Below are 23,725 nucleotides of genomic sequence, written 5' to 3'. Positions count from 1 at the left end.
GGGGAACGTCATGCAGTTCGGTGTCTTTTCAGTCAGCGACATCACCGCCGACCCCACGACCGGGCGGACGCCCCGTGAGGCCGAGCGGATCCGGGCGATCGTCACGATCGCCGAGAAGGCCGAGGAGGTCGGTCTGGACGTGTTCGCACTCGGCGAGCACCACAACCCGCCGTTCTTCTCGTCCTCGCCGACCACCACCCTGGGCTACATCGCCGCCCGGACGCAGCGGCTGCAGCTGTCGACGGCGACCACGCTGATCACCACCAACGACCCGGTGAAGATCGCCGAGGACTACGCGATGCTGCAGCACCTGGCCGGCGGGCGCGTCGACCTCATGCTCGGCCGCGGCAACACCGGACCGGTCTATCCCTGGTTCGGGCAGGACATCCGGCAGGGCATCCCGCTGGCCGTCGAGAACTACGCGCTGCTGCACCGGCTCTGGCGCGAGGACGTGGTGGACTGGCAGGGCCGCTTCCGCACCCCGCTGCAGGGCTTCACCTCGACCCCCCGGCCGCTCGACGGCGTCCCGCCGTTCGTCTGGCACGGCTCGATCCGCAGCCCCGAGATCGCCGAGCAGGCCGCCTACTACGGCGACGGCTTCTTCCACAACCACATCTTCTGGCCCAAGGAGCACACCCAGCGGATGGTCGCCCTGTACCGGCAGCGCTTCGAGCACTACGGTCACGGCTCGGCCGACCAGGCCGTCGTCGGCCTCGGCGGGCAGGTGTTCATGCGCAGGAACTCCCAGGACGCGGTGCGCGAGTTCCGCCCCTACTTCGACAACGCCCCGGTCTACGGCCACGGCCCGTCGCTGGAGGAGTTCACGCGCGAGACGCCGCTGACCGTGGGCAGCCCGCAGCAGGTCATCGACCGTACCCTGGCCTTCCGCGACTACGTCGGCGACTACCAGCGGCAGCTGTTCCTCATCGACCACGCCGGCCTGCCGCTGAAGACCGTGCTGGAGCAGCTCGACCTCCTCGGCGAGGAGGTCGTGCCGGTGCTGCGCAGGGAGTTCGCGGCGCTCAAGCCCGCCCACGTCCCCGACGCGCCCACCCACGCCGCCCGGGTCGCCGCCCGGGGCGGCGCCCAGGACGCCACCGTGTACGCGCCCGCCGACGACGTGACCGGCCGGTCCGGCCAGGAGGTGCAGGCCTGATGAGCACGCGCACCCTCGCCGTGGTCAGCGCCGGGCTGTCGGCGCCGTCGTCGACCCGGCTGCTGGCGGACCGGCTCGCGCAGGCCGGCGTCGCGGCGCTGGCCGCCCGGGGCGTCGACGCCGCCGTCGAGGTCGTCGAGCTGCGGGAGCACGCCCGCGACCTGGCCGACAACCTCCTCACCGGTTTCCCGAACACCGCTCTGCGGGCGGCCGTCGACACGGTGACCGGCGCCGACGGGCTGATCGCCGTCACGCCGATCTTCTCCGCCTCCTACAGCGGCCTGTTCAAGACCTTCTTCGACGTGCTCGACAAGGAGGCGCTGACCGGAAAGCCCGTGCTGATGGGCGCGACCGCCGGGACCGCCCGGCACTCGCTGGCCCTGGAGCACGGGATGCGGCCCCTGTTCGCCTATCTGCGGGCCGTCGTCGCGCCCACCGCCGTGTTCGCCGCGTCGGAGGACTGGGCCGGCGGCGAGGCGACCGGCGCGGCGCTGGGCGACCGCGTCCGGCGGGCCGGCGGGGAGCTGGCCGACCTGGTCGCCCGGCGACCGCGAGCCGCCGCCGCCGACCCGTTCGTCGACCCCACGCCCTTCGAGACGCTCCTCACCGGCCGGTGAGGAGGCCCCCGGAACGCCCTGCGGTTCCGGGGGCCTCGTGCCGTGCACCGGTCAGGGGACCCCGCCGGAAGACCGGACGAGACCCGCCGGAAGACCGGATGGCGGCCGGGCCGCTCCTCCGCCTGCGGCGGCCCCTCCCCCGCGCGGGGGACGACGGGATGGGTGGCGTCGGCGATGTGCCGGAGGGGGGCGCCGCGCGAGTCTTGGGGCATGTTGCTGGAACTCATCACCGCCCTGGTCCTCGCGACCACCCCGGCGCAGGCCGCCCCGCCCTCGGATCTCCCGGAGGTCGGCGCGCTCGTCGACGAGCACGTCTCCGCGGCCATGGCCGCGGAGAAGATCCCCGGCGTGACCGTCACGGTGGTCGCCGACGGCCGGCGGGTGGTCGACAAGGGGTACGGCTGGGCCGACGCGGAGCGCCGCCTGCCGGTGGATCCCGAGCGCACGCGCTTCCTGATCGGGTCGGAGACGAAGCTGTTCACGGCCCAGGCGGCCCTGCAGCTGGTCCACGAGGGGAAGCTGGACCTGGACGCCGACGTCAACACCTACCTGACCTCCTTCGAGATCCGCGACACCTACCCGGGCCGTCCGGTCACCCTGCGGCACCTGCTCACGCACACGGCCGGATTCGACGAGGACCACGTCCTGGGCAGCGGTTCGGACGTCCGGCCGCTGGGCGAGGCGCTGGCCGCGACCCAGCCCGCCCGGCTGCGCCCGCCCGGCACCGGCGTCTCCTACAGCAACTACGGCGTCGCCCTGGCCGGACACCTGGTGGAGACGGTCTCGGGGACGCCGTTCGAGGAGTACGTCGAACGCCACGTGTTCGCCCCTCTCGGCATGAAGGACTCGGCGATCGCCTGCGGCGGGCTCGGGGACACCAAGGCCTACCTGGCGGACGGCTCGACGACCACGGCCGACTGCGCGAACTTCGCCGCCTCCGGTGCGGGACCCACCTCGACCTCCTCGGACATGGCCGCGTACCTGCAGGCCCAGCTGGAGCTGGACTCCCGGCTCGGGGCCGGGGTGGCGGCCGAGATGCAGCGGCGCCAGCACACCGAGGACCCCCGGCTGCCCGGCATGGGCTTCATGTGGGAGGAGTCGCCGTACAAGGGGCACCGCCTGCTCTTCAAGGCCGGTGACATGCCCGGCATGCACACCTACATGTTCCTGCTGCCGGAGCGGGGCATCGGCGTCCACGTCATGTCCAACGGCGACGGCACCGGGCGGCACGGGCTGGACGGGTTCGAGCTGGTCCACAAGATCATCGATCGCTACCTCCCGGACGCGCGCCCGCCGGCCGTCACGGCCCTGCCCGGCGCCTCCGCGGAGCGGTACGAGGGCTGGTACCAGAGCAGCCGGACCAGCCACGGCAGCATCCTGAAGGTGCAGGCGCTCACGGACTCCCCGGTGCACGTCACCGCGACCGCCGACGGCGGCGTCCTCACCACCGGGTTCAAGGGCCGGCAGGTCCGCTGGACGCAGTTCGCGCCCGGCGTCTTCCAGGAGGAGGGCGGCTGGGACCGGATCGCCTTCCCCGAGCCGGGGCAACTGGCGATCAGCCGCAGCACGGTCGTCTTCGACCGGATCGGCCCGCTGGACCACCCGTCGCTGCACCTCGCCCTGCTGGCCGCCGGGCTCCTCGCCTCGCTGGCCGCCCTGCTGGGGTTCCCCGTGGCGTCGGCGGTGCGGGCGGCCCGCCGGCGGTCGTCTCCGGCTCCTGCCGGGCCCCGGCTCCCGCGCCTGCTCGCCTGGCTGGCCGGCGCCCTCGTGGTCGTCTTCACCGCCGGATTCGGCAGTCTGCTCGCCGACGAGGCCCGGGCGCTGCCGCTGGTCCTGGAGGGGGCGCCCGTGCTGATCGCGCTGCTGGCGGTGGCGTCGCTGACGGTGCCGCTGGCCGCCGCCCTGCTGGTCTGCGCTGCGGCGGCCTGGCGGAAGCGCTGGTGGCGGACGCCGGGCCGGATCGCCTACACGCTGGTCGCCCTGGGCGTGACCGCGTTCGCCGTCGTGGCGGTCACGTACAACCTCGCCGGCCTCACGCACACCTGAGCTATGATCCACTCACTTATGAGCACCACTGTCCGTGCCGTCCGTCGGATCCCGCCGCTCGCCACGGACATCGCCGTCACCCTGGCCGCCCTGGCCGCGCACTCGGCCCCCTTCCTGCTGACGGCCCGGGAGGCCGACCCGGTCGCGGGCTACACGATCCTGCAGTACCTTCCGGTGCTCGGCCAGGTGCTGCCGCTGGTCTGGCGGCGGCGCGCACCGCTGGCGGTCCTGCTCGCGGTGGCCGCAGCGACCGGCGCGTACCTGCTGAACGATCCCGACACCGCGCCGCAGCCCGTCCCGTACGCGCTGCTGATCGCGGTCCACACGGTGGCCGTGCACGGCTCGCGGCGCGAGCGGGCCTGGGGGCTGGCCCTCCTCACCGGCGCCGCCGCCGCCCAGCTCGCCGGAGTGGTCCTGCGCGCGCCGAGCGCGGACACGACGGTGCGCGGGCTGGTGATGTACGTCGCGGCCTGGGCGATGGGCCGGGCGGCGGCCACCCGGCAGGCCCACGCCCGCCAGCTCGAACGCGAGAAGGAGATGGAGGCGCGCCGGGCCGTCGAGCGGGAGCGGGCGGCGATCGCCCGGGACATGCACGACATCCTCGGCCACGCGATCAGTCTGATGGTGGTGCAGGCCGAGGCCGGGCCGCTGGCCGTACGGCCCGCTCCCGATCGCGCCGAGGCGGCCTTCGACGCCATCGCCGCGGCCGGGCGCAACGCGATGGACCAGTTGCGCCGCCTGCTCGGCCTGCTGGGGGAGGAGTCGTCCGAGGGCGCCCCGACGGTGGCCCGCATCGGGGCATTGGTCGAGAGCGTGGACCGCGCCGGGCAGCCCGTCGCCCTGACCGTCAGCGGGACCCCGCGTCCGCTGCCGCCGGACGTGGAGGCCGCCGCCTACCGGGTGGTCCAGGAGGCGCTCACCAACGTCGTCAAGCACGCCCGCGCGAGCACGGTCGCGGTCGGGCTCGACTGGCGGGCGGACGCGCTCGTGATCGACGTGGTCGACGACGGCCGCGGCCACACCGGCGGAGCGGGGCGCGGGCTGGTGGGCGTCCGCGAGCGCGCGGCGGCCTGCGGCGGGACGGCGTCCTTCGGCCACGGGCCGGGCCGGCGCGGCTTCGCCCTCTCGGTGCGCCTGCCGGGAGCCGCCGCGTGACCATCCGCGTCGTGGTCGCCGACGACCAGGAGCTCGTGCGCAGCGGCTTCACCCTGATCCTCGACACGCAGCCGGACATCACGGTCGTGGCGGAGGCCGGCGACGGGGCCCGGGCCGTGGAGGCGGCGCGCCTCCACGCGCCCGACGTGGTCCTGCTCGACATCCACATGCCCGTCATGGACGGCATCGCCGCCGCCGAGCTGATCTGCGCCGAGACCGCCGCCAGGGTGATCATCCTGACCACGTTCGACAACGACGAGTACGTCTACCGGGCCCTGCACGCGGGGGCCAGCGGCTTCCTGCTGAAGGACGTGCGGCGGGACGACCTGGTGCACGCCGTCCGCGTCGTCAGGGCCGGGGAGTCGCTGCTCGCCCCCGCCGTGACCCGCAGGCTCATCGACGACGTCATCCGGCGCGGCGCCCGCCCCCCGGTCGCGGTGCCGGGCATGGACGCCCTGACCGCCCGTGAGCGGGAGACCCTGGCCCTCCTCGGCCGCGGCCTGTCCAACCCCGAGATCGCCGAGGCCCTGGTGGTCAGCGAGCACACGGTGAAGAGCCACGTCAGCAACGTGCTGTCCAAGCTCGGCCTGCGCGACCGGATCCAGGCGGTCATCTGCGCCTACGAGTCCGGCCTCGTCCAGCCGGGCCAGTGGCGCCGCTGACGCCTCCGATCCCCGCCCGAGGCGCGCCGCGCGACCTTCCGACGACGCGACGACGCGACGACGCGACCTTCCGACGGCACGACGACGCGACGACGCGACGGCACGACGACGCGACGACGCGACGGCACGACGGCACGACCGTGCGGCCTCTGACGGCGCAGCGGCGAAGGCCGCGCGACCTCCGACGGCCCTGCGGCGGGGCCGTGTAACTTTCAGCGGCGCGACGGAGGGGTTCCGCAGACCACCGGCCGGATTCCCCTCTCGGAACAGGGACCGGCCTTGACAGGGTTTATAGCCGGGCCAATACTCATGTCCGCTTGAAGACGTCACACCCCGTGACCACGACCACGAAGTGTTAACGCTAACACTCGGCATTGTCCTGGAGGTCCTTGCATGCGGCGATCGTGGGCGGGAACGACCGCGTTCCTCACGCTCCTCGGCACGTCCGTCCTGTCCGCACCGCCGGCGACCGCGGAGCACGGCCGTCCCGCCGTCGCCGCGGCGAGGTCCGCCTCCGCCCTGGCCAAGACCGTCTTCATCCCGGAGCGCTGGGCCAAGACCGGCGAGGTGCCCTGGGTCAAGGAGCGGACGAAGGAGTCGGCCAACTTCGTCCTGCTCTGGGGCGACAAGGCGGGCACCGACCCCACGAAGGCGCCCGCGCAGTACCGGTTCGACCCCGCCGACGTGCTCGGCCAGTTGGAGAAGCTCTACTCCTTCTACGTCGACACCATGCGCTTCACGCCGGAGACCGGTCTGCTGGCACAGCACAAGATCATTGTGATCGTCACCACGACCTGGTCCGACGCGCCGCTCGACGCGTGGGCGACGGGCGGCTCGACCGACGGCAAGGTCGGCGTCATCAACGTCGCCCCCGGGGCCGCGCAGCCGGGCTCCTGGGGCCTGGCCCACGAACTGGCCCACGTGTTCCAGAACTACACGTTCCTCGGCAGGCCCGGTTACGGGTTCACCCACCAGAGCGCCGGGACGTTCTGGGAGGCGAGCGCCGAGTTCATGGCCATGCAGGTCTATCCCAAGACGGCCGCGGGCGACCTCACCCGGTTCATCCGCACGGAGAACCTCGCCTACAGCAGCAGCCGCCACCACTACGGCGCCTGGATGCTCCTGCAGTACATCAAGGACCGCGACGGCCTGGCCATGGTCAACCGCATCTGGAACGAGGCGCGGGAGAGCGAGCACCCGCTGGAGGTGTACCGCAGGGTCGCGGGCATCGACCAGGCGGAGCTCAACCGGCGCCTCGGCGAGTACGCCCAGCGCAACGTCACCTGGGACTACTCCAACCGGGCGGACGTCATGCCGTTCATCAACGACCTGTATCCGTTCGTCACGGCCTACAACGGCGTCGCGGTGGAGGCGGTCAACGCCAAGGCCGGCCACTTCCGCATCCCCGACGCGCTGGCCCCCGGCGACTACGGCTACAACAAGATCCGCCTCGTGCCGAGCGGCGACGGCGGCCTCATCCGGCTGCGGTTCAAGGGCCACGTCAACGCCGCGGCGCAGTCGGGATGGTCGTACGGGTTCGTCGCGGTGAAGGACGGCAAGCCCCGCTACGGCTCCGTCCACGGCTCCCCCGACGGCGAGGTGACCTTCCAGACCCAGCCGGGCGAGAAGGACGTCTACCTCGTGGTCACCGGCGCGCCGAAGACCGTGCACAAGCCCGACTTCTTCCGGGACGGCCACCCCCGCCAGTACCGCCATCCCTACCAGTTCCGCCTCCAGGGGGCCGTCCCCTGGGGCTTCGAACCGGGTCACGTACGGCCCGCCGCACCGGGAGGCGGCCACTGGCACTCCAACGGCGGCGGCTGGGTGGACAACCGGGCGAATGTGGCCGCCACCGCCTACGTCGGCCCCCGGGCCGCCGTGTACGGCAACGCCACGGTGACCGGGAACGCCCGCATCGAGGACCTGGCCTGGGTCAACAGCGGCGCCACGGTCGGCGGCAACGCGGTGGTCAAGGGCAACGCCCTGGTCCAGGGCGGGGCCAGGCTCAGCGGCAGCGTGGTCGTCGGCGGCGACGCCGAACCCGCCGAGGCCTGTGCCTCGGGGACGTACCTGATGTTCGCCCCGGACCGGGGCTGCGACGGCCGCGCCGGCGAGTCGGACGTGAACCCGTCGCATCCGGTCTTCAGCGACGACGACCTCGCCTTCGCCGGCGGCACCACCCCGACCCCGACCCCGACCCCGACGACCGGCGGCACCACCACCCCCAAGCCCACCCCCACCGCCACCGCCGGAAACGGCACCGCCACCCCCAAGCCCACCCCCACCGCCGGAAACGGCACCACCACCCCCAAGCCCACCCCCACCGCCACCGCCGGAAACGGCACCGCCACCCCCAAGCCCACCCCCACGACCGGCGGCGGCACCCCGACCCCGACCCCCACGACCGGCGGCGGCACCGCCCCGGTCAACCTGGCCACGGCCGCGAAGGCCTCGGCCTCGTACACCTCGCCCTGGGAGAGCGTCGCGGCGATCAACGACGGCCGCGACTCCGATCCGCGCTGGGGCACCTGGCCCGAGACCGGCACCCAGTGGGCCGAGCTGACCTGGCCGTCGGCTCGGACGATCAGGTCGGCGCAGGTCCGTTTCTTCGACGACGGCGGCGGGGTGCGCGTCCCGGCCTCGTGGAAGCTGCAGTACTGGAACGGCAAGAAGTACGCCAACGTCTCCGGGGCGAGCGGTTACGGGATCAAGGCCGGCGCCTACAACGCGGTGACGTTCAAAGCCGTCACGACCACCAGGCTCCGGATCGTGCTGAAGAGCGGTCAGGCCTCGGTCGGCCTGCTGGAGGTGCGCGCCTTCGGCTGACGGGGGCGGAGTCGCGTGTCCCGATCGGCGACGGAGTCGCGTATCCCGATGATGTACGCCGCGGTGAGCGCGACGGCGCGGTCGTCGTCATGGGACAGGTCCGCGAGGGCACGCGACGCCGCGGTTCCCGGGATGTCCGCGAGCGCCTGGGTCAGCCGCAGGCGTGCGGCCGGTTCGACGTCGACCGCGCCGCGGGCGAGGCGGTCGACGAGCCCGGCGGTGATCCGCTCCGCCGACGCGGGACGGCTCGCCAGCGCGCTCAGCGCGTCGGCCGCGTCGACGTCGTGCGCCGCATCGACGATCATGTCGATGAGCGTCGGGACCGCGTCGGCCACCCCGCGCGCCCCGAGCGCCAGGGCCGCACGCCTGCGGACCGCGATGTCGGAGTCGGCGAGGGCGTCCTCCAGCAGTGCGGTCGCCGCGGCGCCCGGAATCTCGGCGACGGACTGGACGGCGCGTCCGCGCACCTCGGCCACCGGTGAGCCGAGGCCCTCCGCCAGCGGTGCCAGAGCGCCGTCGCCCGACTGCGCCAGAGCCCACCGCAGGGCTCCGGCGACATTGGGGTCCGTCTCGCTCAGCACCGCCTCGGCCAGTGCCTCCACCGGTGCCGGAGCCGCCTCGACCGAGGACAGGGCCGCGTGCTGGCGCCTGCCGGCGCTCTTCGACCCCAGGTCCCGCAGCAGGGCGACGATCCGGAGGACCTCCTCCCAGCTTCCGGGTTCCGCGGCGGCGACCCGGCGGAGCCGCGTGAGCAGCTCCGTCTCCGCCGCGATGCGTTCCCGCGTCCGGCGGACGAGGTCGTCGACGAGCTCCGCGGGCGCGAAGCCGGGGTCGTCGAGCACGCGCCCGACGTCGCTCAGCGACAGCCCCAGCGATCGCAGGCTCTCGATGTGGAAGATCCGCCGGATGTCCTCGTCGGAGTACTCCCGGTAGCCGGCCCCGGTACGGCCCGTCGGCCGCACCAGGCCGAGCGCGTCGTAGTGCCGGAGCATGCGGGCGCTGACCCCGGACCGCCGTGCCACGTCACCGATCAGCACCGCCCCTCACCCCTCACGGCCGGCCGCGCCGAGGGCCATGATGCGCTTCGCCTCCTCGATCGCGAACGCGAATCCGGCCTCGGGATCGCGCAGCAGCCGTTCCGTGGCGATCGCGTGCCGGCGCACGCGCGGGTCGGGGTCCACCGCCGCGGCGCGCAGGATCGCCGTGACCGCCCCGCCGAGCGCGACCAGCGCCCGGCTGAGGCTCACCTGCGTCTCCCGCCCGCCGCGGCCGAGCTGTGTCGCCAGTGTTCCGGCCAGCTCGGGCTCCTCCCCTTCGGGCACCAGGGCGACCGCCGCCCGCCAGGCGCTCCGCGCCACCTCGTCGTCGGCGTCGGTCAGCAGCGCCCGCGTGATCGCCGGCCACGCCCGCCGGTCCCCGATCTTGGACAACGTGTGCAGCGCCTGGCTCCGCGCCTGCGCGCGCTCCGAGCGGAGCTCCCGGAGAAGCCCCGGAACCGTCACGGACGCCGGGTGCCGGGTGAGCGCCCAGGTCAGCATGTCGCGTACGGAGAACTCGGGCTCGATCGCGCACCGTTCGACGAGCTTGCCGACGAACCGCGGGTCAGGGGCCGAGCCGACGGCCAGCGCCGCCCGCAGCCGCACCGACGGGCTGTCGTCCTCCAACCCCCGGAGTGCTCGCCCCATGTTCGTGTCCTCTTCCGGCATGGTCATCGGGACCACCTCCTCGGCCCCAGTGAAGACCTTGTCACCGTGTCAAGGTCAAACGGAAGGAGGCCGCGGTCCGGGGCGCCGGGCCGATCCGGTCCGGTCCGGTCCGGCACACGGTGTCAGTCCGCCGGCGGCGCGGCGGCGGGGCCCGGGAAGGCGAGGCGGACCCGGGTGCCGCCGCCGGGTTCGCTCTCGATGCGCAGGTCCCCGCCGTGCATGCGGACGATCTTGCGGACCAGGGCCAGGCCCACGCCGGTGCCGCCGATCGCCTGCCGCTCGGCGGCGGCGCCGCGGTAGAAGTCGTCGCAGACGTGCGGGAGGTCCTGCGGGTCGATGCCGATGCCGGTGTCGGCGATCTCGATCGACGGGACCGGGTCGGCGGTGACGGTGACGTCGACGCGACCGCCGGCCGGGGTGAACTTGACCGCGTTGTCCAGCAGGTGCGCCAGCGCGTGGCCCAGGCGTCCGGCGTCGGCCCAGGCCGTCACCGCGGCGGGGGCGCGCACCGTCACGGTCAGGCGGTCGGCGCCCTCTCGGACGGCGAGCGCCCGCACGGCCTGGCGGGCCAGCGTGCTCAGATCGGTCTCGGCCGGGGCGAACGCGACGTCCCCGGCGTTCAGACTGGCCATCAGCAGCAGTTCGTTCAGCAGGTGTTCCAGCCGGACGCTGTTGCGGTCGAGCACCCCGAGGAACCGCTCCCGGGTGGCGGCGTCCATGCCGTCGTCGTGCATGAGCTGCACCGCGGAGCGGACCGAGGCCAGGGGGGTGCGCAGTTCGTGGTTGACCGTGCGCAGGAACTGGTTCTTCAACTCGTCGATCTGCCGCAGGCGCTCCATCTGCTGCCGCTGCTGGATCAGCAGGCGTTCGCGCTGCTCGGCCAGTTCGTGGCGGTCGGTGACGTCGGTGGAGATGCCGTCGATGAACATCCGTTCCCCCTCGCGGCGGGGGGTGGCGCGCATCCACAGCCACCGCGTGACGCCGTCCAGGCCGAGGATGCGGAACTCGACCTCGGCCGGTTCCCCGCCGCGCAGGGTGTCGAGGAAGGCGGCGTACAGTGCCCGGTCCTCGGGGTGGGCCCGGCGCTCGATCAGGTCGGGCACGTCGGCGGACTCCGGGAGCGGGCGACCGAACAGGGTGGCCCTCCGGCTCTGGTACATCGAGTGGAGCGAGCCGTCCGCGCCCACCTCCACGCTCCACACGTTGTCGCTGACGCCGGAGACGACCTGGTCGAACCGGCGGCGGCTCGCGGCCAGGGCGAGGGTGAGCTCCTCGGCGCGGCGGCGTTCCATGTACCGGCCGACGTGGGCGCAGACGCCGTCCAGCAGGTCCACCAGGTCGTCGTCGGGCTCCTGGGGGTGGTCGGCGGCGAAGACGAGCACCCCGAGCACCTGCCCGCCGCTGCGCACCGGCAGGGCCATGGCCGAGCGCAGACCGGCCCGGAGCGCCGCCTGCGCCCGGGAGAAGGCGTGCGGGGCCGCGGCGTTGTCCGCGATCCAGACCGCCTCGTCGCGCGCCCACGCCGTTCCGGGCAGTTCCTCCCCCGGGGCGAACACGTCCGGATGCTCGCGGGTGAAGGACGACAGATCCCGTCCGGGCCTGGTCCACAGGCCGAGGCGGGTCAGGGCGGCCCGGTCCTCGTCGACCTGCCAGTACTCGCCGTAGGTCCATCCCAGTGCCTCGGTGACCGCGGCGGCCACGCCGGCGGCGGCCTCCCGGGTCGAGCCGGCGTCGGCCAGCGCCTGGGCCACGGCGTGCTGGGCCGAGCGCAGCGTCTGGGCACGGTGCCGGACGGTGATGTCGTGCAGGGTGACCACCGCGCCCAGGCGGCGCCCGTCGGGCGCGTCGATCGGCCGGCCGTTGACGACGAACCGGCGCGGCTCGATGTCCGGGGGGCGGACGATGACCTCCTCTCCGTCGATCCGCTCGCCGGCCAGGGCCCGCGCCAGCGGCACCCGGGGGCCGCGCAGCGGCGTGCGCCCGTCGGCGGCGAAGATCTGGACGGTCTCCCCCTCCTCCAGGGCGCGGGGCTCCCGCGGGCGGATCCGCCGCAGCGGCAGGTTGGTCAGGATCACCCGGCCGTCGCCGTCGCAGACGTCGACCCCGACGTCCAGGCTGTCCAGCAGCGCCTGCATGAACCTGTGCTCGTCTTCGAGCCGCCGCCGGGCCTCGTGGCGGTCGCTGATGTCGTGCAGGACGACGTGGCACCGCGTCCCGCCGGGTCCGGGGCGGCCCTGCACCACGACCTCGGCGGGGAACTCCCGCCCCGACCGGTCGGCGGCGGTCAGCTCCAGCCGGTGCGGCTCCGGGCCGGGCGTCGGCTCGCCGCACGCCCGGCGCAGGAGCCGCGCGCAGTCGCCCCGCAGCCGTTCAGGACTGATCAGCTCGCTGAGCGGCCGACCGGCGGCCTCGGCCGCGGACCAGCCGAACAGACGTGTCGCCGCGCCGTTCCACCCGGTCACCGCGCCGGCGGCGTCCAGGCGGGCGATCGCCTCCGGCACCCGGTCGAGCACCGCCTGCCCGTCCTCCGGCACCCGGTCGAGCACCGCCTGCCCGTCCTCCGGCACCCGGTCGAGCACCGCCTGCCCGTCCTCCGGCCCCCGGTCGAGCACCACCTGCCCGTCCTCCGGCACCCGGTCGAGCACCACCTGCCCGTCCTCCGGCCCCCGGCGGGTCCCGGTCCGGGCCAGCCGTACCGCGATCTCCGCCTCCGCCAGCGCGGCCAGCTCCTCCAGCGTCTCCATCTGCTCACCGCTCCACTGCCGGGGCTCGGCGTCGATCACGCACAGCGCGCCCAGCACCTGGCCGTCCCCGGACCGCAGCGGCACCCCGGCGTAGGAGCGCGGGAGCCCGGCGACGGCGGCCCCGGTTCCCCCCCAGCGGGCGTCGGCGCGGGCGTCGGGCACGGTCAGCGGCGCGTCGGTCGCCACGATGTGCCGGCCCAGCGACGGCGGCGGGGGCGTCCGCCGGCCGCCGCCGGAGGCGACGGGCCCGGCCGCGCTGACGATGACCTGCCGGTCGGCGTCGATCAGCGACACCATCGCCGACGGCACTCCCAGCCATCGCACCGCCAGCCGGGTCACCCGGTCCAGCAGGGGCGCCCCGTCCGCCTCCAGCAGTCCGGTGGCGTGCAGCGTCCTCAGCCGCCGCCCGTCGTGAACGCGATCTGTTGCCGACACGGTCCCATCTCCCCCGAGAGTCTCCGTCCCGTATCTGTGCCCACCAGCAACGTTACGCAGCACCGCGCGGATCTCTCAGTCGTCGGGCAGCCGCCGCACGGTGAGGGCCGGCCCGGGTCAGGCCGGCGGGCCCGGTACGGGTCAGGCCGGCGGGCCCGGTACGGGCCGCATGCCCAGGAACAACGTGGCGAGCACCTCGTCGGCCAGGTCGTCCGGGTCTCCGGTGTAGCCCTTCGCCGCGAGCTGGTCGTCGACGATGAGCGCGCTGATCCCGTGCACGGTGGACCACGCCGTCAGCGCCAGCGCCGCCGGGGAGGCGGGGGCGACGTGACCGTCGTCCTGCGCGCGCAGGACCGCCTCCCGCAGCACGTCGAAGGCGCGGTTGGAGGCCTCCAGCAGATCGGGGTGCCGGGACTTGTCGGCCAGGGACGGATGGGTGAGCATCCGGAAGGTGTTCGGTTCCCGGCGGGCGAAGCCGACGTAGGCCAGGCCCACGGCGCGGAAGGCCGAGAGCGTGTCCTCGGCCGCGTCCACGGCCTCGGTCAACGCGGCGGCGAGCCGTCCGTAGCCGACCGCCGCGACGGCGGCCAGGAAGCTCGTCGCCGTCGGGAAGCAGCGCGCCGGGGCGGCGTGGCTGACTCCGACCAGGCGCGCCGCGCTCCGGATGCCCACCGCCTCGACCCCTCCCTCGTCCAGGAGCCGCAGGCCCGCGTCGACCAGCGCTTCCCGCAGGTTCCCGTGGTGGTACGCCCGCTCGGTCACCGGCATCCCCTCTCAATGTTGACGCTGTCTAGATTGACGGCTATGGTCCTATGTTGACACTATCAACATAGGAAGTCGCCTGGAGACCCGATGAGAGTGACCCTGCTCGGCGCCACCGGCGCCACCGGCGCCCTGCTCCTCCCGCTCCTGGAGCGCGACCACGACGTGACGGTCCTGGCGCGCCGGCCGGACCGGGTGGCCGCGGGATCGCCCGGCACCCGGCTCCGCCGGGGCGACGCGACCGACCCGGCGGCCGTCCGCGACGCCGTCGCCGCCGCGGAGGCGGTGGTCACCCTGGTCGCCGCGCCCCGCGGGGAGGCTCCGGGCACGGTGCGCTCCCAGGCCACCGGCGTCCTGCTCTCCGCCGCCCGGGAGGCGGCGCCCGGCGCGCATCTGGTGCTGGTCTCCGCGCTCGGCGGCGCCGCCAGCGCCGGGCAGCTGTCCTGGTTCGGCCGGATGATCTACGCTGCGGCCGTGGGGCGCGAACGGCTGGCCGAGGTCGACCGCCAGGAACGCCTCGTCACCGGCGCGACGCTCCCGGCGACCCTGGTGCGGCCCCCGAAGCTCGACGACGGGCCGGCGACCGGGGCGCTGGAGGTCACCGGGCGGGTCGGGGCGTCGCAGTCCCTGCACCGCGCCGACCTGGCGGCGTTCCTCGCCGACGTCGTCCGCCACCGGCCCTCGGGACCCCGCGCGGTCACCGTCGTCTCCAAGCGGTGACGGGGGATCCCGGAAGGCGCCGCATCCCCGAGGGCGAAGAATCCCCGAGGGCGGCGCAGGACAGGGGGATGTGTGATCGCCGCGGGCTGCACTAGATTGCCTGCCATGTCGCTCGCCAGCATCCCCAGTCCCTCCGAGGGGGTCTGGTACCTGGGCCCGCTGCCCATCCGCGGTTACACGGTCTGCATCATGCTCGGCGTCGTGGCGGCCGTCGTCCTCGCCGAGCGCCGCTGGCGAAGCCGCGGCGGGGCGCCGGGGACCATGCTGGACCTGGCGACCTGGGGGCTCCCGTTCGGCATCGTCGGTGCGCGGCTGTACCACGTCGTCACCGACTGGCAGCTGTACTTCGGGCCCGACGCCCCGCACCGGCCGATCGACGCGATCCTGATCTGGAGCGATTCCGGGCCGGGCTGGCGCGGTCTGGGCGTCTGGGGCGGCATCGCCCTGGGCGGGGTGGGCGTGTGGATCGCCGCCCGCCGCCGGGGCATCTCCCTGAGCGCGGTCGCCGACACCGTGGCCCCGGCCGTCGCCCTCGGCCAGGCCATCGGCCGGTGGTGCAACTACTTCAACCAGGAGCTGTTCGGCGGCCCGACCGACCTGCCCTGGGGGCTGGAGATCGATCCGGGCCGCCCGGGGACCGTGCCGGGCGTCACCACCTACCACCCCACGTTCCTCTACGAGTCGCTGTGGAGCCTGAGCCTGGCACTGGCGCTGATCTGGATCGGCGGTCGCTTCGCGCTGCGGCACGGCCGGCTCTTCGCGCTGTACGTGGCGGGCTACACCGCGGGCCGGTTCTGGATCGAGGGCCTGCGCGTCGACCCGGCCAACGAGATCCTCGGCATGCGGCTGAACCAGTGGACGTCGGTCGCCCTGTTCCTGGGCGCGCTGGCCTACGTCCACCTCACCCGGAACAAGGACTCCGAAGAGTCCCTGGGCGGCGAACGGGTCCCCGCCGACGCGAGGTGACCCGCACCGCGCCGCGGCCCGTCACCGGACGACCCGCCGCGTCTCCGGCCCCGCGGGTCCGCGGGCGCATCGTCGTCGCATCGTGGATGTATCAATCCGATCGGCCACTCTTGTCCCACACGGCACCGATGAGGGAGAAAACGATGAGCGACACCGAGAGCACCACGTACGAGGGGTTCACGGCCGAGGAGCGGGCCGCGATGAAGGAGCACGCCCAGGAGCAGAAGAAGGCGGCGCGCCGCGCGTCGCGGGCGGACAAGGCGGCGGAGGCGGAGCGGGACGTGCTCGCGAAGATCGCCGAGATGACGACCGAGGACCGGATCATGGCCGAGCGCGTGCACGCCGTCGTCACGGCCAACGCCCCGGCCCTCGCACCGAAGCTCTGGTACGGCATGCCCGCCTACGCCCTGGACGGCAAGATCGTCTGCTTCTTCCAGAGCGCGGCGAAGTTCACGTCGCGCTACGCGACGCTCGGGTTCAACGACCCGGCGAAGCTGGACGAGGGCGCGATGTGGCCGACCGCCTTCGCCCTGACCGAGGTGACGGCCGAGGTGGAGGAGCGCATCGCCGCGCTGGTACGGCGGGCGGTGGGTTGAGGCCCGCCGGGCGCCTCACCATCCGCCGTCGAAGAAGGCCAGGAGCGCCGGCGCCGGGTCCGCCGCGGTGGTCGTGTTCGCCACCCCGATGACGATCAGGAGCAGCGACACCGCCGCCGACAGGACGCCGGACGCCCCCAGCACGCGCCTCGTCCGCCCGCCGGACGGCCCCGCTGCCGCGAACCCCCTCCACGACGCCGCGCTCACGCCGATGAGGACGGCCGCCGCGACCGCGGCGGCCCCGGCCAGCACCACGTGGTACCGGGAGAAGTCGTCGATCATCACCTCCAGGGCGGGCGGGACCGGGCCGCCCGCGCTCAGGGAGTCCGCCAGCCGCCCCCTGACGTCGTCGAGCGTGCCGGCGATCCCGCCGCCGGTCTCACCGGCCGTCAGCATCGGCAGCAGCGAGGAGAAGGGTGCCGCCGCCCCCTGGACGTTGGCCATCACCGCCGCCAGCGAGCACAGCGCGAGCACCGTGGTGAGGACGCCGGCCGCCGCGAGGGCGGCCCTCCCGCCCGCCCCGGCGCCACCGGCCCTCAGGAACGCCTTCCAGAGCAGGACGCCGAGTGCGACGAGCACGACCAGCGCGCTCGCGGCGATCACGGCCTTGGCCACGTGGTAGCGGGCCCAGTAGTCGACGACCCTCTCCAGGGCCGCGGGGAGATCCGGGCCGCCGGAACGCCAGTACGCGGCGAACGCCTCGCGGACGGCTCCGGTCAGGCCGCGCGCGTCGGAGAGACCGTCGTCCGCCCTGCCCGCCGCCAGCGTGTGCGGGGCGATGACGAAGGCGGCGACGAGGGCCGCGGCGAGGGCTGCGAGCACGGCGAGCAGACGACCGGGGGCGTCCACGGATCGCGGCGGGGCTGCGGGACTGCGCAAGGAGACTCCTTCGGCTCGATCAGGGGTGCGGGCGCCGCGCCGGCCCGGGGGTCCGCCGGTCGGGGACCGTGCGACGGGTCGTGCCGGGGACCGTTCGTGCGTGCCGGCGAGCGGCGGCGCCGCCGTCGTTCCGACCACCCTTCCGCAGCGGCGCCCCTCCGGTCATCGGGGGACGCCGGACACCCGGGGGTGGGGCCTGCCCCACCATCCCCGGCCGACTAGGCTGAGATCATGACCGGCCCGTTCCCCTCCGCGGTCCGGCGCCGGTTCCGGGCGGGTGCCGGATCCGTCCTCCGCACGGGACGTCGCACGATCGCGGAATCCCTTTACCTGCTCACCGCGCCGGTGACCGCCGCGGCCGGCCTGCTGCTGGTGCTCGTCGGCCTGTGCGTCGGAGCGGTCGGCCTGCTGGTGCCGGGCGCGGCACCGGTCGCGGTCCGCGGGCTGGCGCCGGTGCGGTGGTTCGCCGACGTGGAGCGGTGGCGGATCACCAGGCTCCGCTCCTCCGCCGGAGCCCGTGCCCCGGTCGCGGAGGTCCGTACCACGGCCGCGGAGGTCCGTACCACGGCCGCGGAGGTCCGTGGCACGGCCGCGGAGGTCCGTGCCACGACTGCGGAGGTCCGTGGCACGACTGCGGAGGTCCGTGCCACGACCGCCGGGGCGGAGGACGCGGGACGGCGGCGAAGACCGGGGGAGACGGCCGCCGCGTCCGATCCGGGACTCTGGCTCGGCCTGGCGCACGCGGTGGCGGTGCTCCCCGTGGCCCTGGTCACCTCGGCGGTCACGGCGATGTGGTGGTTCGCCGGCCTCGGAGGCGGCACGTCCGCCCTGCGCAACCCCTATTCGTCCACCGGGCAGATGCGGCCCCTGACCTTGACCGTGGGCGATGCCCGGTCCCACATCGCGTTGAGCCTGGGACTGACGTCGCCGGCCGAGCGGCTCGCCTTCGGGACCGCGGTCGGTCTGCTGCTGCTGCTCACCCTGCCGCTGGTGACCCGGGCGTGCGTCGCCGTCCAGGCCGGGCTGGGGGAGGCGCTGCTGTCGGACACGTCCGCGCTGCACCGCAGGATCAGCGGGCTGGAGCAGGAGCGGGACGCCGCCCGAGCGCAGACCGTCGCCGTGGTGACGGCCGAGGCGATCGCGCTGCGCCGGCTCGAACGCGACATCCACGACGGGCCCCAGCAGCGGCTGGTCCGCCTGGCGATGGAACTGGGCCGCGCCCAGCATCACTTCGACAGCAGACCGGAGGCCGTGCGCACGGCGCTCGCCGACGCGATCGTCCAGACCGAGGAGGCGCTGGAGGAGCTACGGGCCCTGTCACGCGGCATCGCCCCGCCGATCCTCGTCGACCGCGGCCTGCACGCGGCGCTCACCGCCCTGGCCGCGCGCTCGACCGTCCCCGCCGACCTCGACGCCGGCCCCCTGGACCGCCGGCTGGACGCCGCCGCCGAGACGGCCGCGTACTTCGTGGTCGCCGAGGCGCTGACCAACGTCGCCAAGCACAGCCGCGCCGGCCGGTGCGTGATCGGACTGCGCCACGACGCGGGAAACCTGCGGGTCTGGGTGACGGACGACGGGGTGGGCGGCGCCGCGCCGGACAAGGGCCACGGGCTGCGGGGACTGGAGGACCGGCTGCAGGCGGTCGGCGGCCTGCTGCGGATCACCAGCCCTCGCGGCGGCCCGACGACCGTCACCGCGGAGCTGCCGTGCCGCTGAACCCGGACGGAACCGCCCCCGTGAACCCGGACGGAACCGCCCCCGCGAACCCGGACGGAACCGCCCCCGTGAACCCGGACGGAACCGCCCTCGGGCCGCCCCCGGATCACGCGGCGCGCGGACCGCTGCGGATCGTCCTGGCCGACGACGCGGTACTGCTGCGCGAAGGCCTGGTCCGCCTGCTCACCGAGGACGGTCACCAGGTGGTGGCCGCGGTGGGAGACGGCCCGGCCCTGGTCGAGGCGGTGCTCACCCACCGCCCGGACGTGTCGATCGTCGATGTGCGGATGCCGCCGACCTACACGGACGAGGGACTGCGCGCGGCGATCACGGTCCGCTCGCGGGTGCCCGGCGCCCCCGTGCTGGTGCTCAGCCAGTACGTGGAGGCCTCCTACGCCGGCGATCTGCTCGCGGACGGCTCCGGTGCCGTCGGGTACCTGCTGAAGAACCGGGTCGCCAGGGTCGGGGAGTTCCTGGACGCCCTGGACCGGGTCGCCCGGGGCGCGACGGTGCTCGATCCGCAGGTCGTCGCGCAGCTGCTGGCGGGGCAGCGCCGGGACGACGCCCTGGGAGCGCTGACCGCGCGGGAACGCCAGCTCCTGGCGCTGATGGCCGAGGGCCATTCCAACACGGCCATCGCCGAGCGGCTGGTGGTCTCCGCCAGCACCGTGGAGAAGCACATCGGCAACGTCTTCGCCAAGCTCGGCCTGCCGCCCGACGACGCCCACCACCGCCGGGTGCTCGCCGTCCTCGCCTACCTCCGGGCCTGACGGACCCGCACCGCCGTACCCTCCCGGCCCAGAGCCCGACGCACCCGCACCGCCGTACCCTCCCGGCCCAGAGCCCGACGCACCCGCACCGCCGTACCCTCCCGGCCCGCGGGCCTCCTAGGATCGGGACATGCCCCCGACCGAGGACGACGTCGACCGGTTCGAGGCCGCCAGGCCGCGCCTGGAGGCCATCGCCTACCGCCTCCTCGGCTCCGCCGGGGAGGCCGAGGACGCCGTGCAGGAGACGTTCCTGCGCTGGCAGGCCGCCGACACCGACCGCATCGAGGTCCTCGAGGCCTGGCTGACGAAGGTCCTCACCAATCTGTGCCTCAACCAGCTCGCCTCCGCCCGGGCGCGCCGCGAGACCTACGTGGGCCGGTGGCTCCCGGAGCCGCTGCTCGCCGGGGATCCCATGCTCGGTCCGGCCGAGACCGCCGAGCAGCGCGAATCGGTCTCGTACGCGGTCCTCACCCTCATGGAGCGCCTCTCCCCCGTCGAGCGGGCGGTGTACGTGCTGCGGGAGGCCTTCGGCCATCCGCACCGGGAGATCGCCGAGATCCTCGACATCACCGAGGCCGCCAGCCAGCAGATCCTCCACCGCGCCAAGCAGCACGTCGCGGACGGCAGGGCCCGCACCGAGGTCGACGGGGCCGCGGCCCGGCGGGTCATCGCGGAGTTCCTGGCCGCCGCCGCCGGCGGCCGGGTCGAACCGCTCGTGCGCCTGCTCACCGAGGACGCCGTCTCGGTCACCGACGGCGGCGGGAAGGTCCCGGCCCGCGCCAAGGCGTTCGAGGGCGCCGTCGCGGTGGCGACGTTCCTGCGCGGCCTGTTCAAACCCGGCCAGGCCAAGCGCGCCCTGGTCGGCGGCACGCCCGAGGTCTACGCCTGGACCGCCAACGGCGGTCCCGCCGTCGTGGCCGTGGTGGGCGACCGGGTCGTCGGCGTCATGTGCCTGGAGGTCACCGCCGAGGGCATCGCCGCACTCCGCAGCCAGGTCAACCCCGACAAGCTCGACCGCGCGACCGCGCGCTGGGCGGTCGTCGACCACGGGGAGCCCCTGGTCGGTCCTCTCTGAGGACGATGTGACGCGCTTCACACCGCCTTCCTGTCAGGAAACGGCGGGCCGTCCGGTTCAAGGGGCGAACCCGCGCAAGACAGGAGCAAGGGCATGCAGCACCGCATCATCGTCCTCGGAGCCGGATACGCCGGAGCCGTCGCCGCCGGACGCCTCGCCAGGCGGCTCCGCCGCGAGGACGTCTCCATCACCCTCGTCAACGCCGAACCCGACTTCGTCGAACGCGTCCGCATGCACCAGCTGGCGGCCGGCCAGGACCTCAGGCCCCGGCCGCTGCGCGAGATGTTCGCGGGCACCGGTGTCGAACTGAGGATCGCGAGGGTCACCGGCGTCGACGCCGACCGCAGGACCGTCACCGTCGTCGACGCGAACGGCGCCGCGGTGACCGCGCCCGAGCCCGGCACCGCAATGACCGCATCCGGACCCGGCGCCGCAATGACCGCATCCGGACCCGCCTCCGGAGAACTGGCCTACGACACGCTCGTCTACGCCCTCGGCAGCGGCTGGGACGACCAGGGCGTCCCCGGGGCCGCCGAGCACGCCTACGGAATCGCCGATCGCCCCGGAGCGCTCCGGCTGCGTGCGCGCCTGGCCCGGATCGACGCCGGGCAGGCCGTCGTCGTCGTCGGTGGCGGCCTCACCGGGCTGGAGGCCGCGGCCGAGATCGCCGAGGCCCGCCCGGACCTCGCCGTCGCCCTCGCCGTCCGCGGCGACCTCGGTGGACGGCTCTCCCCCCGGGGCCGCGGGCACCTGCGGAAGGTCCTCGGCGGGCTCGGGATCACCGTGCACGAGCACACCGCCGTCACCGGCGTCGGCGCCGACCGCGTCACCACCGCCGACGGCGGGGTCATCCCGGCCGCGGTCACCGTGTGGACCACCGGTTTCGCGGTCCACCCGATCGCGGAGGCGACCACCCTGGAGGTCTCCGGCACCGGTCGGATCGTGGTCGACGGGACCATGCGCTCGGTCTCGCACCCGGACGTGTACGCCGTCGGCGACGCGGCCCTGGCGACGGGCGCCGGGAACAGGCCGCTGCGGATGTCGTGCGCCTCGGGTACTCCGGCCGCCTGGCGGGCCGCCGACGCGATCACGGCGCGCCTGACCGGAGGGAGGCTCCCGAAGGCGCCGATCCGCTACGTCAACCAGTGCGTCTCGCTGGGCCGCGGGGAAGGTCTGATCCAGTACGTCACCGCCGACGACCGCGCCGTGCGGGCGGCCCTGACCGGACGGCTCGCCGCCGTCTACAAGGAACTGGTCTGCAGGGGCGCCGCCTGGGCCGTCGCCAACCCGACGCTCGGGCTGCCGGTCCGGCGCCGCCGCGTCACGCGGGAGCAGGCCCGGTGAGCTCGGTCCAGAGGAACGCCAGCGTGGCCGCCCCCTTGAGCAGCGCGTCGATCTCGGCCCGCTCGTCACTGTCGTGCCAGCGGTCGGTCGGCAGACCGGTCCCGAAGAAGATCACCGGCGCGTCCAGGGACGACTGCAGCAGGTCGGCGGGACCGCCGCCGCCGTTGCGCATCCGCCCGGCCACCGGGACGCCGAACCCGCGTTCCATCGCCCGGCCCAGCGCGGCCAGCGCCGGGTGCCCCGGCGGGGTGCGGTAGGGCTCCTGCGCGGCCTCCAGCGAGACGTCCAGCTGGTAGTCGACCGTGTCGCCGATCCGCTCGGCCACCCAGGCCTTCAGCTGCTCGGCGGCCTCGGCGACCTTCTGGTCCGGCACCAGGCGCAGGTTCATGTCCACCGAGGCCACCGAGGGGATCGCACCGCGGGAGGCGCCCACCGGGTCGCCGCCGATGAAGGAGAGGATCTCCACCGCCGGGCGGATCCACACCCGCTCCAGCACGCTGTAGCCGTCCTCGCCGCCGACCGAGCGGGTCTCGGTGCGCTCCAGCCAGTCGGCGTCGCTGTAGGGCAGGGCGCCGATCTGCTCCCGTTCCTCCGCGGTCGGCTCCACCACCCGGTCGTAGAAGCCGGGCAGCGTCACCCTCCCCCGTCCGTCGTACAGCTGCGCCACCAGCTTGCACAGCTCGGCGCACGGGTTGGGCGCGGCCCCGGAGACGGCGCCGCTGTGCACGTCCCGGTACGGCCCGAACACCTGCAGCCTGGCGCTGAGCATGCCCCGCAGCCCGGTGCAGAGCGCCGGGGCCTCCAGCGACCACAGCAGCGTGTCCGAGAGCACGACCAGGTCGGCGGCCAGTTCGTCGCGGTGGTCCTTCAGCAGCGTGGCCAGGTGCGGGGAGCCGATCTCCTCCTCGCCCTCGACGAGCAGTTTGAGGTTGACCGGCGGCGCGCCGCGGCCGGTCGCCGCCAGGTGGGCGCGCAGTCCCCACAGGTGGGCCAGGACCTGCCCCTTGGCGTCGGAGGCGCCGCGGCCGTAGATCCTGCCGTCGCGCACCTGCGGCTCGAACGGCAGCGACTCGCCCCAGGTCTCGGCGTGTACGGCGCGCACGTCGTGGTGGCTGTAGACGAGCACGGTCGGCGCACCGGGCGCCTCGCACCAGGCGGCGTGGACCGCGGGCATGCCGCCGTCGACCTGCCACAGCTCCACGGAGGGGAACCCGATCTCCCGCAGCCGGCCGGTCAGCCAGTTGGCCGAGCGCAGCAGGTCCGCGCCGTGCTCGGGCACCGAGGAGACCGAGGCGATGCGCACCCAGTCGCCGAGCTCCCGCAGGAACTCCTCCCGGTACTCGCGCAGGAACCGGTGCACCGCCCCGTCGCCGCCGTTCTCGCCCTCGCCGACGTCCTCGTGCCGCCTGCGGTCGCGGTCTGTCGCCATGGCGGTGATGCTAGGCGCGCACGCGCCGATCCCCACCGCGACGGCCCACCGCTTTACCGAAGGTTCGCAGAAGGCCGCGGCCTTAAGGTTCGCAGAAGGCCGCGGCCTTCCGGCCGGAGGC

At 74.5% G+C, this 23,725-nt stretch carries 19 protein-coding genes; 13 read left to right on the top strand and 6 right to left on the bottom strand.

Annotated elements, in window-relative coordinates:
• Positions 1 to 10 precede the first annotated feature (10 nt).
• The 6 genes from HS045_RS10365 to HS045_RS10340 all read left to right on the top strand — a co-directional run bounded on the left by HS045_RS10365 (position 11) and on the right by HS045_RS10340 (position 8,462).
• Positions 11 to 1,156 carry an LLM class flavin-dependent oxidoreductase gene (locus HS045_RS10365; protein WP_196450853.1) on the top strand — a complete coding sequence of 382 codons (1,146 nt, stop codon included), beginning with the start codon at positions 11 to 13 and terminating at the stop codon, positions 1,154 to 1,156.
• The gene (locus HS045_RS10360; protein WP_196450852.1) at positions 1,156 to 1,773 is read left to right on the top strand and encodes an FMN reductase; all 618 of its coding nucleotides are present in this window, start codon (positions 1,156 to 1,158) and stop codon (positions 1,771 to 1,773) included. The genes HS045_RS10365 and HS045_RS10360 overlap by 1 nt, the downstream gene beginning before the upstream one ends.
• Before the next feature lie 210 nt (positions 1,774 to 1,983).
• Positions 1,984 to 3,819: a serine hydrolase gene (locus HS045_RS10355; RefSeq protein WP_196450851.1), complete on the top strand. Its 1,836-nt coding sequence runs from the start codon at positions 1,984 to 1,986 to the stop codon at positions 3,817 to 3,819.
• Between the two features lie 18 nt (positions 3,820 to 3,837).
• Positions 3,838 to 4,974: a sensor histidine kinase gene (locus HS045_RS10350; protein WP_230883521.1), complete on the top strand. Its 1,137-nt coding sequence runs from the start codon at positions 3,838 to 3,840 to the stop codon at positions 4,972 to 4,974.
• Positions 4,971 to 5,636: a response regulator transcription factor gene (locus HS045_RS10345; protein ID WP_196450849.1), complete on the top strand. Its 666-nt coding sequence runs from the start codon at positions 4,971 to 4,973 to the stop codon at positions 5,634 to 5,636. Before HS045_RS10350 ends, HS045_RS10345 begins: the two co-directional genes overlap by 4 nt.
• 393 nt (positions 5,637 to 6,029) lie before the next feature.
• A complete protein-coding gene (locus HS045_RS10340) occupies positions 6,030 to 8,462 on the top strand; it encodes a DUF6055 domain-containing protein (RefSeq protein ID WP_196450848.1) in 2,433 nt (810 codons plus the stop codon).
• Here HS045_RS10340 and HS045_RS10335 read toward each other — a convergent pair.
• From HS045_RS10335 to HS045_RS35365, 4 genes are all read right to left on the bottom strand, one after another.
• Complete coding sequence (locus HS045_RS10335; protein WP_196450847.1) at positions 8,420 to 9,499, bottom strand: MerR family transcriptional regulator; 1,080 nt, start codon at positions 9,497 to 9,499, stop codon at positions 8,420 to 8,422. The two genes, HS045_RS10340 and HS045_RS10335, sit on opposite strands and share 43 nt — an antisense overlap.
• A 6-nt stretch (positions 9,500 to 9,505) precedes the next feature.
• Complete coding sequence (locus tag HS045_RS10330; protein WP_230883520.1) at positions 9,506 to 10,147, bottom strand: HEAT repeat domain-containing protein; 642 nt, start codon at positions 10,145 to 10,147, stop codon at positions 9,506 to 9,508.
• Positions 10,148 to 10,290: 143 nt separating this feature from the next.
• The gene (locus tag HS045_RS10325) at positions 10,291 to 13,347 is read right to left on the bottom strand and encodes a GAF domain-containing protein (protein WP_196450845.1); all 3,057 of its coding nucleotides are present in this window, start codon (positions 13,345 to 13,347) and stop codon (positions 10,291 to 10,293) included.
• 141 nt (positions 13,348 to 13,488) lie between these two features.
• Entirely contained in the window at positions 13,489 to 14,109 is a 621-nt protein-coding gene (locus HS045_RS35365) for a TetR/AcrR family transcriptional regulator (protein ID WP_196450844.1), read from the bottom strand.
• Between the two features lie 90 nt (positions 14,110 to 14,199).
• Here HS045_RS35365 and HS045_RS10315 point away from each other — a divergent pair, with 90 nt between their 5' ends.
• From HS045_RS10315 to HS045_RS10305, 3 genes are all read left to right on the top strand, one after another.
• Positions 14,200 to 14,829 carry an NAD(P)-dependent oxidoreductase gene (locus HS045_RS10315; protein WP_196450843.1) on the top strand — a complete coding sequence of 210 codons (630 nt, stop codon included), beginning with the start codon at positions 14,200 to 14,202 and terminating at the stop codon, positions 14,827 to 14,829.
• Positions 14,830 to 14,934: 105 nt separating this feature from the next.
• Positions 14,935 to 15,795 (top strand): prolipoprotein diacylglyceryl transferase, encoded by an 861-nt coding sequence (gene lgt / locus HS045_RS10310; RefSeq protein ID WP_196450842.1) that lies wholly within the window; start codon positions 14,935 to 14,937, stop codon positions 15,793 to 15,795.
• 143 nt (positions 15,796 to 15,938) lie between these two features.
• A complete protein-coding gene (locus HS045_RS10305) occupies positions 15,939 to 16,391 on the top strand; it encodes an iron chaperone (RefSeq protein WP_196450841.1) in 453 nt (150 codons plus the stop codon).
• A gap of 15 nt (positions 16,392 to 16,406) precedes the next feature.
• On the opposite strand, the gene HS045_RS10300 is transcribed toward HS045_RS10305, so the two are convergent.
• On the bottom strand, positions 16,407 to 17,270 hold the full coding sequence (locus tag HS045_RS10300) for a hypothetical protein (RefSeq protein ID WP_196450840.1): 864 nt from the start codon (positions 17,268 to 17,270) through the stop codon (positions 16,407 to 16,409).
• 231 nt (positions 17,271 to 17,501) lie between these two features.
• Between HS045_RS10300 and HS045_RS10295 the strand changes: the two genes are divergently transcribed.
• The 4 genes from HS045_RS10295 (at position 17,502) to HS045_RS10280 (ending at position 22,175) form a co-directional block, all read left to right on the top strand.
• Positions 17,502 to 18,986, top strand: a complete 1,485-nt coding sequence (locus HS045_RS10295; protein WP_196450839.1) for a sensor domain-containing protein — start codon at positions 17,502 to 17,504, stop codon at positions 18,984 to 18,986.
• Positions 18,987 to 19,111: 125 nt separating this feature from the next.
• A complete protein-coding gene (locus HS045_RS10290) occupies positions 19,112 to 19,756 on the top strand; it encodes a response regulator transcription factor (protein WP_196451156.1) in 645 nt (214 codons plus the stop codon).
• A 130-nt stretch (positions 19,757 to 19,886) separates the two neighbouring features.
• Positions 19,887 to 20,831, top strand: a complete 945-nt coding sequence (gene sigJ / locus HS045_RS10285) for an RNA polymerase sigma factor SigJ (protein WP_196450838.1) — start codon at positions 19,887 to 19,889, stop codon at positions 20,829 to 20,831.
• A gap of 93 nt (positions 20,832 to 20,924) precedes the next feature.
• Positions 20,925 to 22,175 (top strand): NAD(P)/FAD-dependent oxidoreductase, encoded by a 1,251-nt coding sequence (locus tag HS045_RS10280; RefSeq protein WP_196450837.1) that lies wholly within the window; start codon positions 20,925 to 20,927, stop codon positions 22,173 to 22,175.
• Here the strand turns inward: HS045_RS10280 and HS045_RS10275 are convergent.
• Entirely contained in the window at positions 22,153 to 23,604 is a 1,452-nt protein-coding gene (locus HS045_RS10275; RefSeq protein ID WP_196450836.1) for a M20/M25/M40 family metallo-hydrolase, read from the bottom strand. The two genes, HS045_RS10280 and HS045_RS10275, sit on opposite strands and share 23 nt — an antisense overlap.
• Positions 23,605 to 23,725: the final 121 nt, after the last annotated feature.

This window comes from Planomonospora sp. ID82291 (assembly GCF_015711645.1).
Classification (GTDB): Bacteria; Actinomycetota; Actinomycetes; order Streptosporangiales; family Streptosporangiaceae; genus Planomonospora.
Note: the sequence above shows the minus strand (reverse complement) of the source record. Positions and strands in the feature narration are given on the sequence as shown.

Bases quoted from the DNA above. Each gene is read 5' to 3' on its own strand.
- HS045_RS10330 (WP_230883520.1), bottom strand. From the start codon at position 10,147: ATGGGGCGAGCACTCCGGGGGTTGGAGGACGACAGCCCGTCGGTGCGG.
- HS045_RS10280 (WP_196450837.1), top strand. From the start codon at position 20,925: ATGCAGCACCGCATCATCGTCCTCGGAGCCGGATACGCCGGAGCCGTC.
- HS045_RS10340 (WP_196450848.1), top strand. From the start codon at position 6,030: ATGCGGCGATCGTGGGCGGGAACGACCGCGTTCCTCACGCTCCTCGGC.
- HS045_RS10275 (WP_196450836.1), bottom strand. From the start codon at position 23,604: ATGGCGACAGACCGCGACCGCAGGCGGCACGAGGACGTCGGCGAGGGC.
- HS045_RS10360 (WP_196450852.1), top strand. From the start codon at position 1,156: ATGAGCACGCGCACCCTCGCCGTGGTCAGCGCCGGGCTGTCGGCGCCG.
- HS045_RS10350 (WP_230883521.1), top strand. From the start codon at position 3,838: ATGAGCACCACTGTCCGTGCCGTCCGTCGGATCCCGCCGCTCGCCACG.
- sigJ (WP_196450838.1), top strand. From the start codon at position 19,887: ATGCCCCCGACCGAGGACGACGTCGACCGGTTCGAGGCCGCCAGGCCG.
- HS045_RS10305 (WP_196450841.1), top strand. From the start codon at position 15,939: ATGAGCGACACCGAGAGCACCACGTACGAGGGGTTCACGGCCGAGGAG.
- lgt (WP_196450842.1), top strand. From the start codon at position 14,935: ATGTCGCTCGCCAGCATCCCCAGTCCCTCCGAGGGGGTCTGGTACCTG.
- HS045_RS10295 (WP_196450839.1), top strand. From the start codon at position 17,502: ATGACCGGCCCGTTCCCCTCCGCGGTCCGGCGCCGGTTCCGGGCGGGT.
- HS045_RS10365 (WP_196450853.1), top strand. From the start codon at position 11: ATGCAGTTCGGTGTCTTTTCAGTCAGCGACATCACCGCCGACCCCACG.
- HS045_RS10315 (WP_196450843.1), top strand. From the start codon at position 14,200: ATGAGAGTGACCCTGCTCGGCGCCACCGGCGCCACCGGCGCCCTGCTC.
- HS045_RS10355 (WP_196450851.1), top strand. From the start codon at position 1,984: ATGTTGCTGGAACTCATCACCGCCCTGGTCCTCGCGACCACCCCGGCG.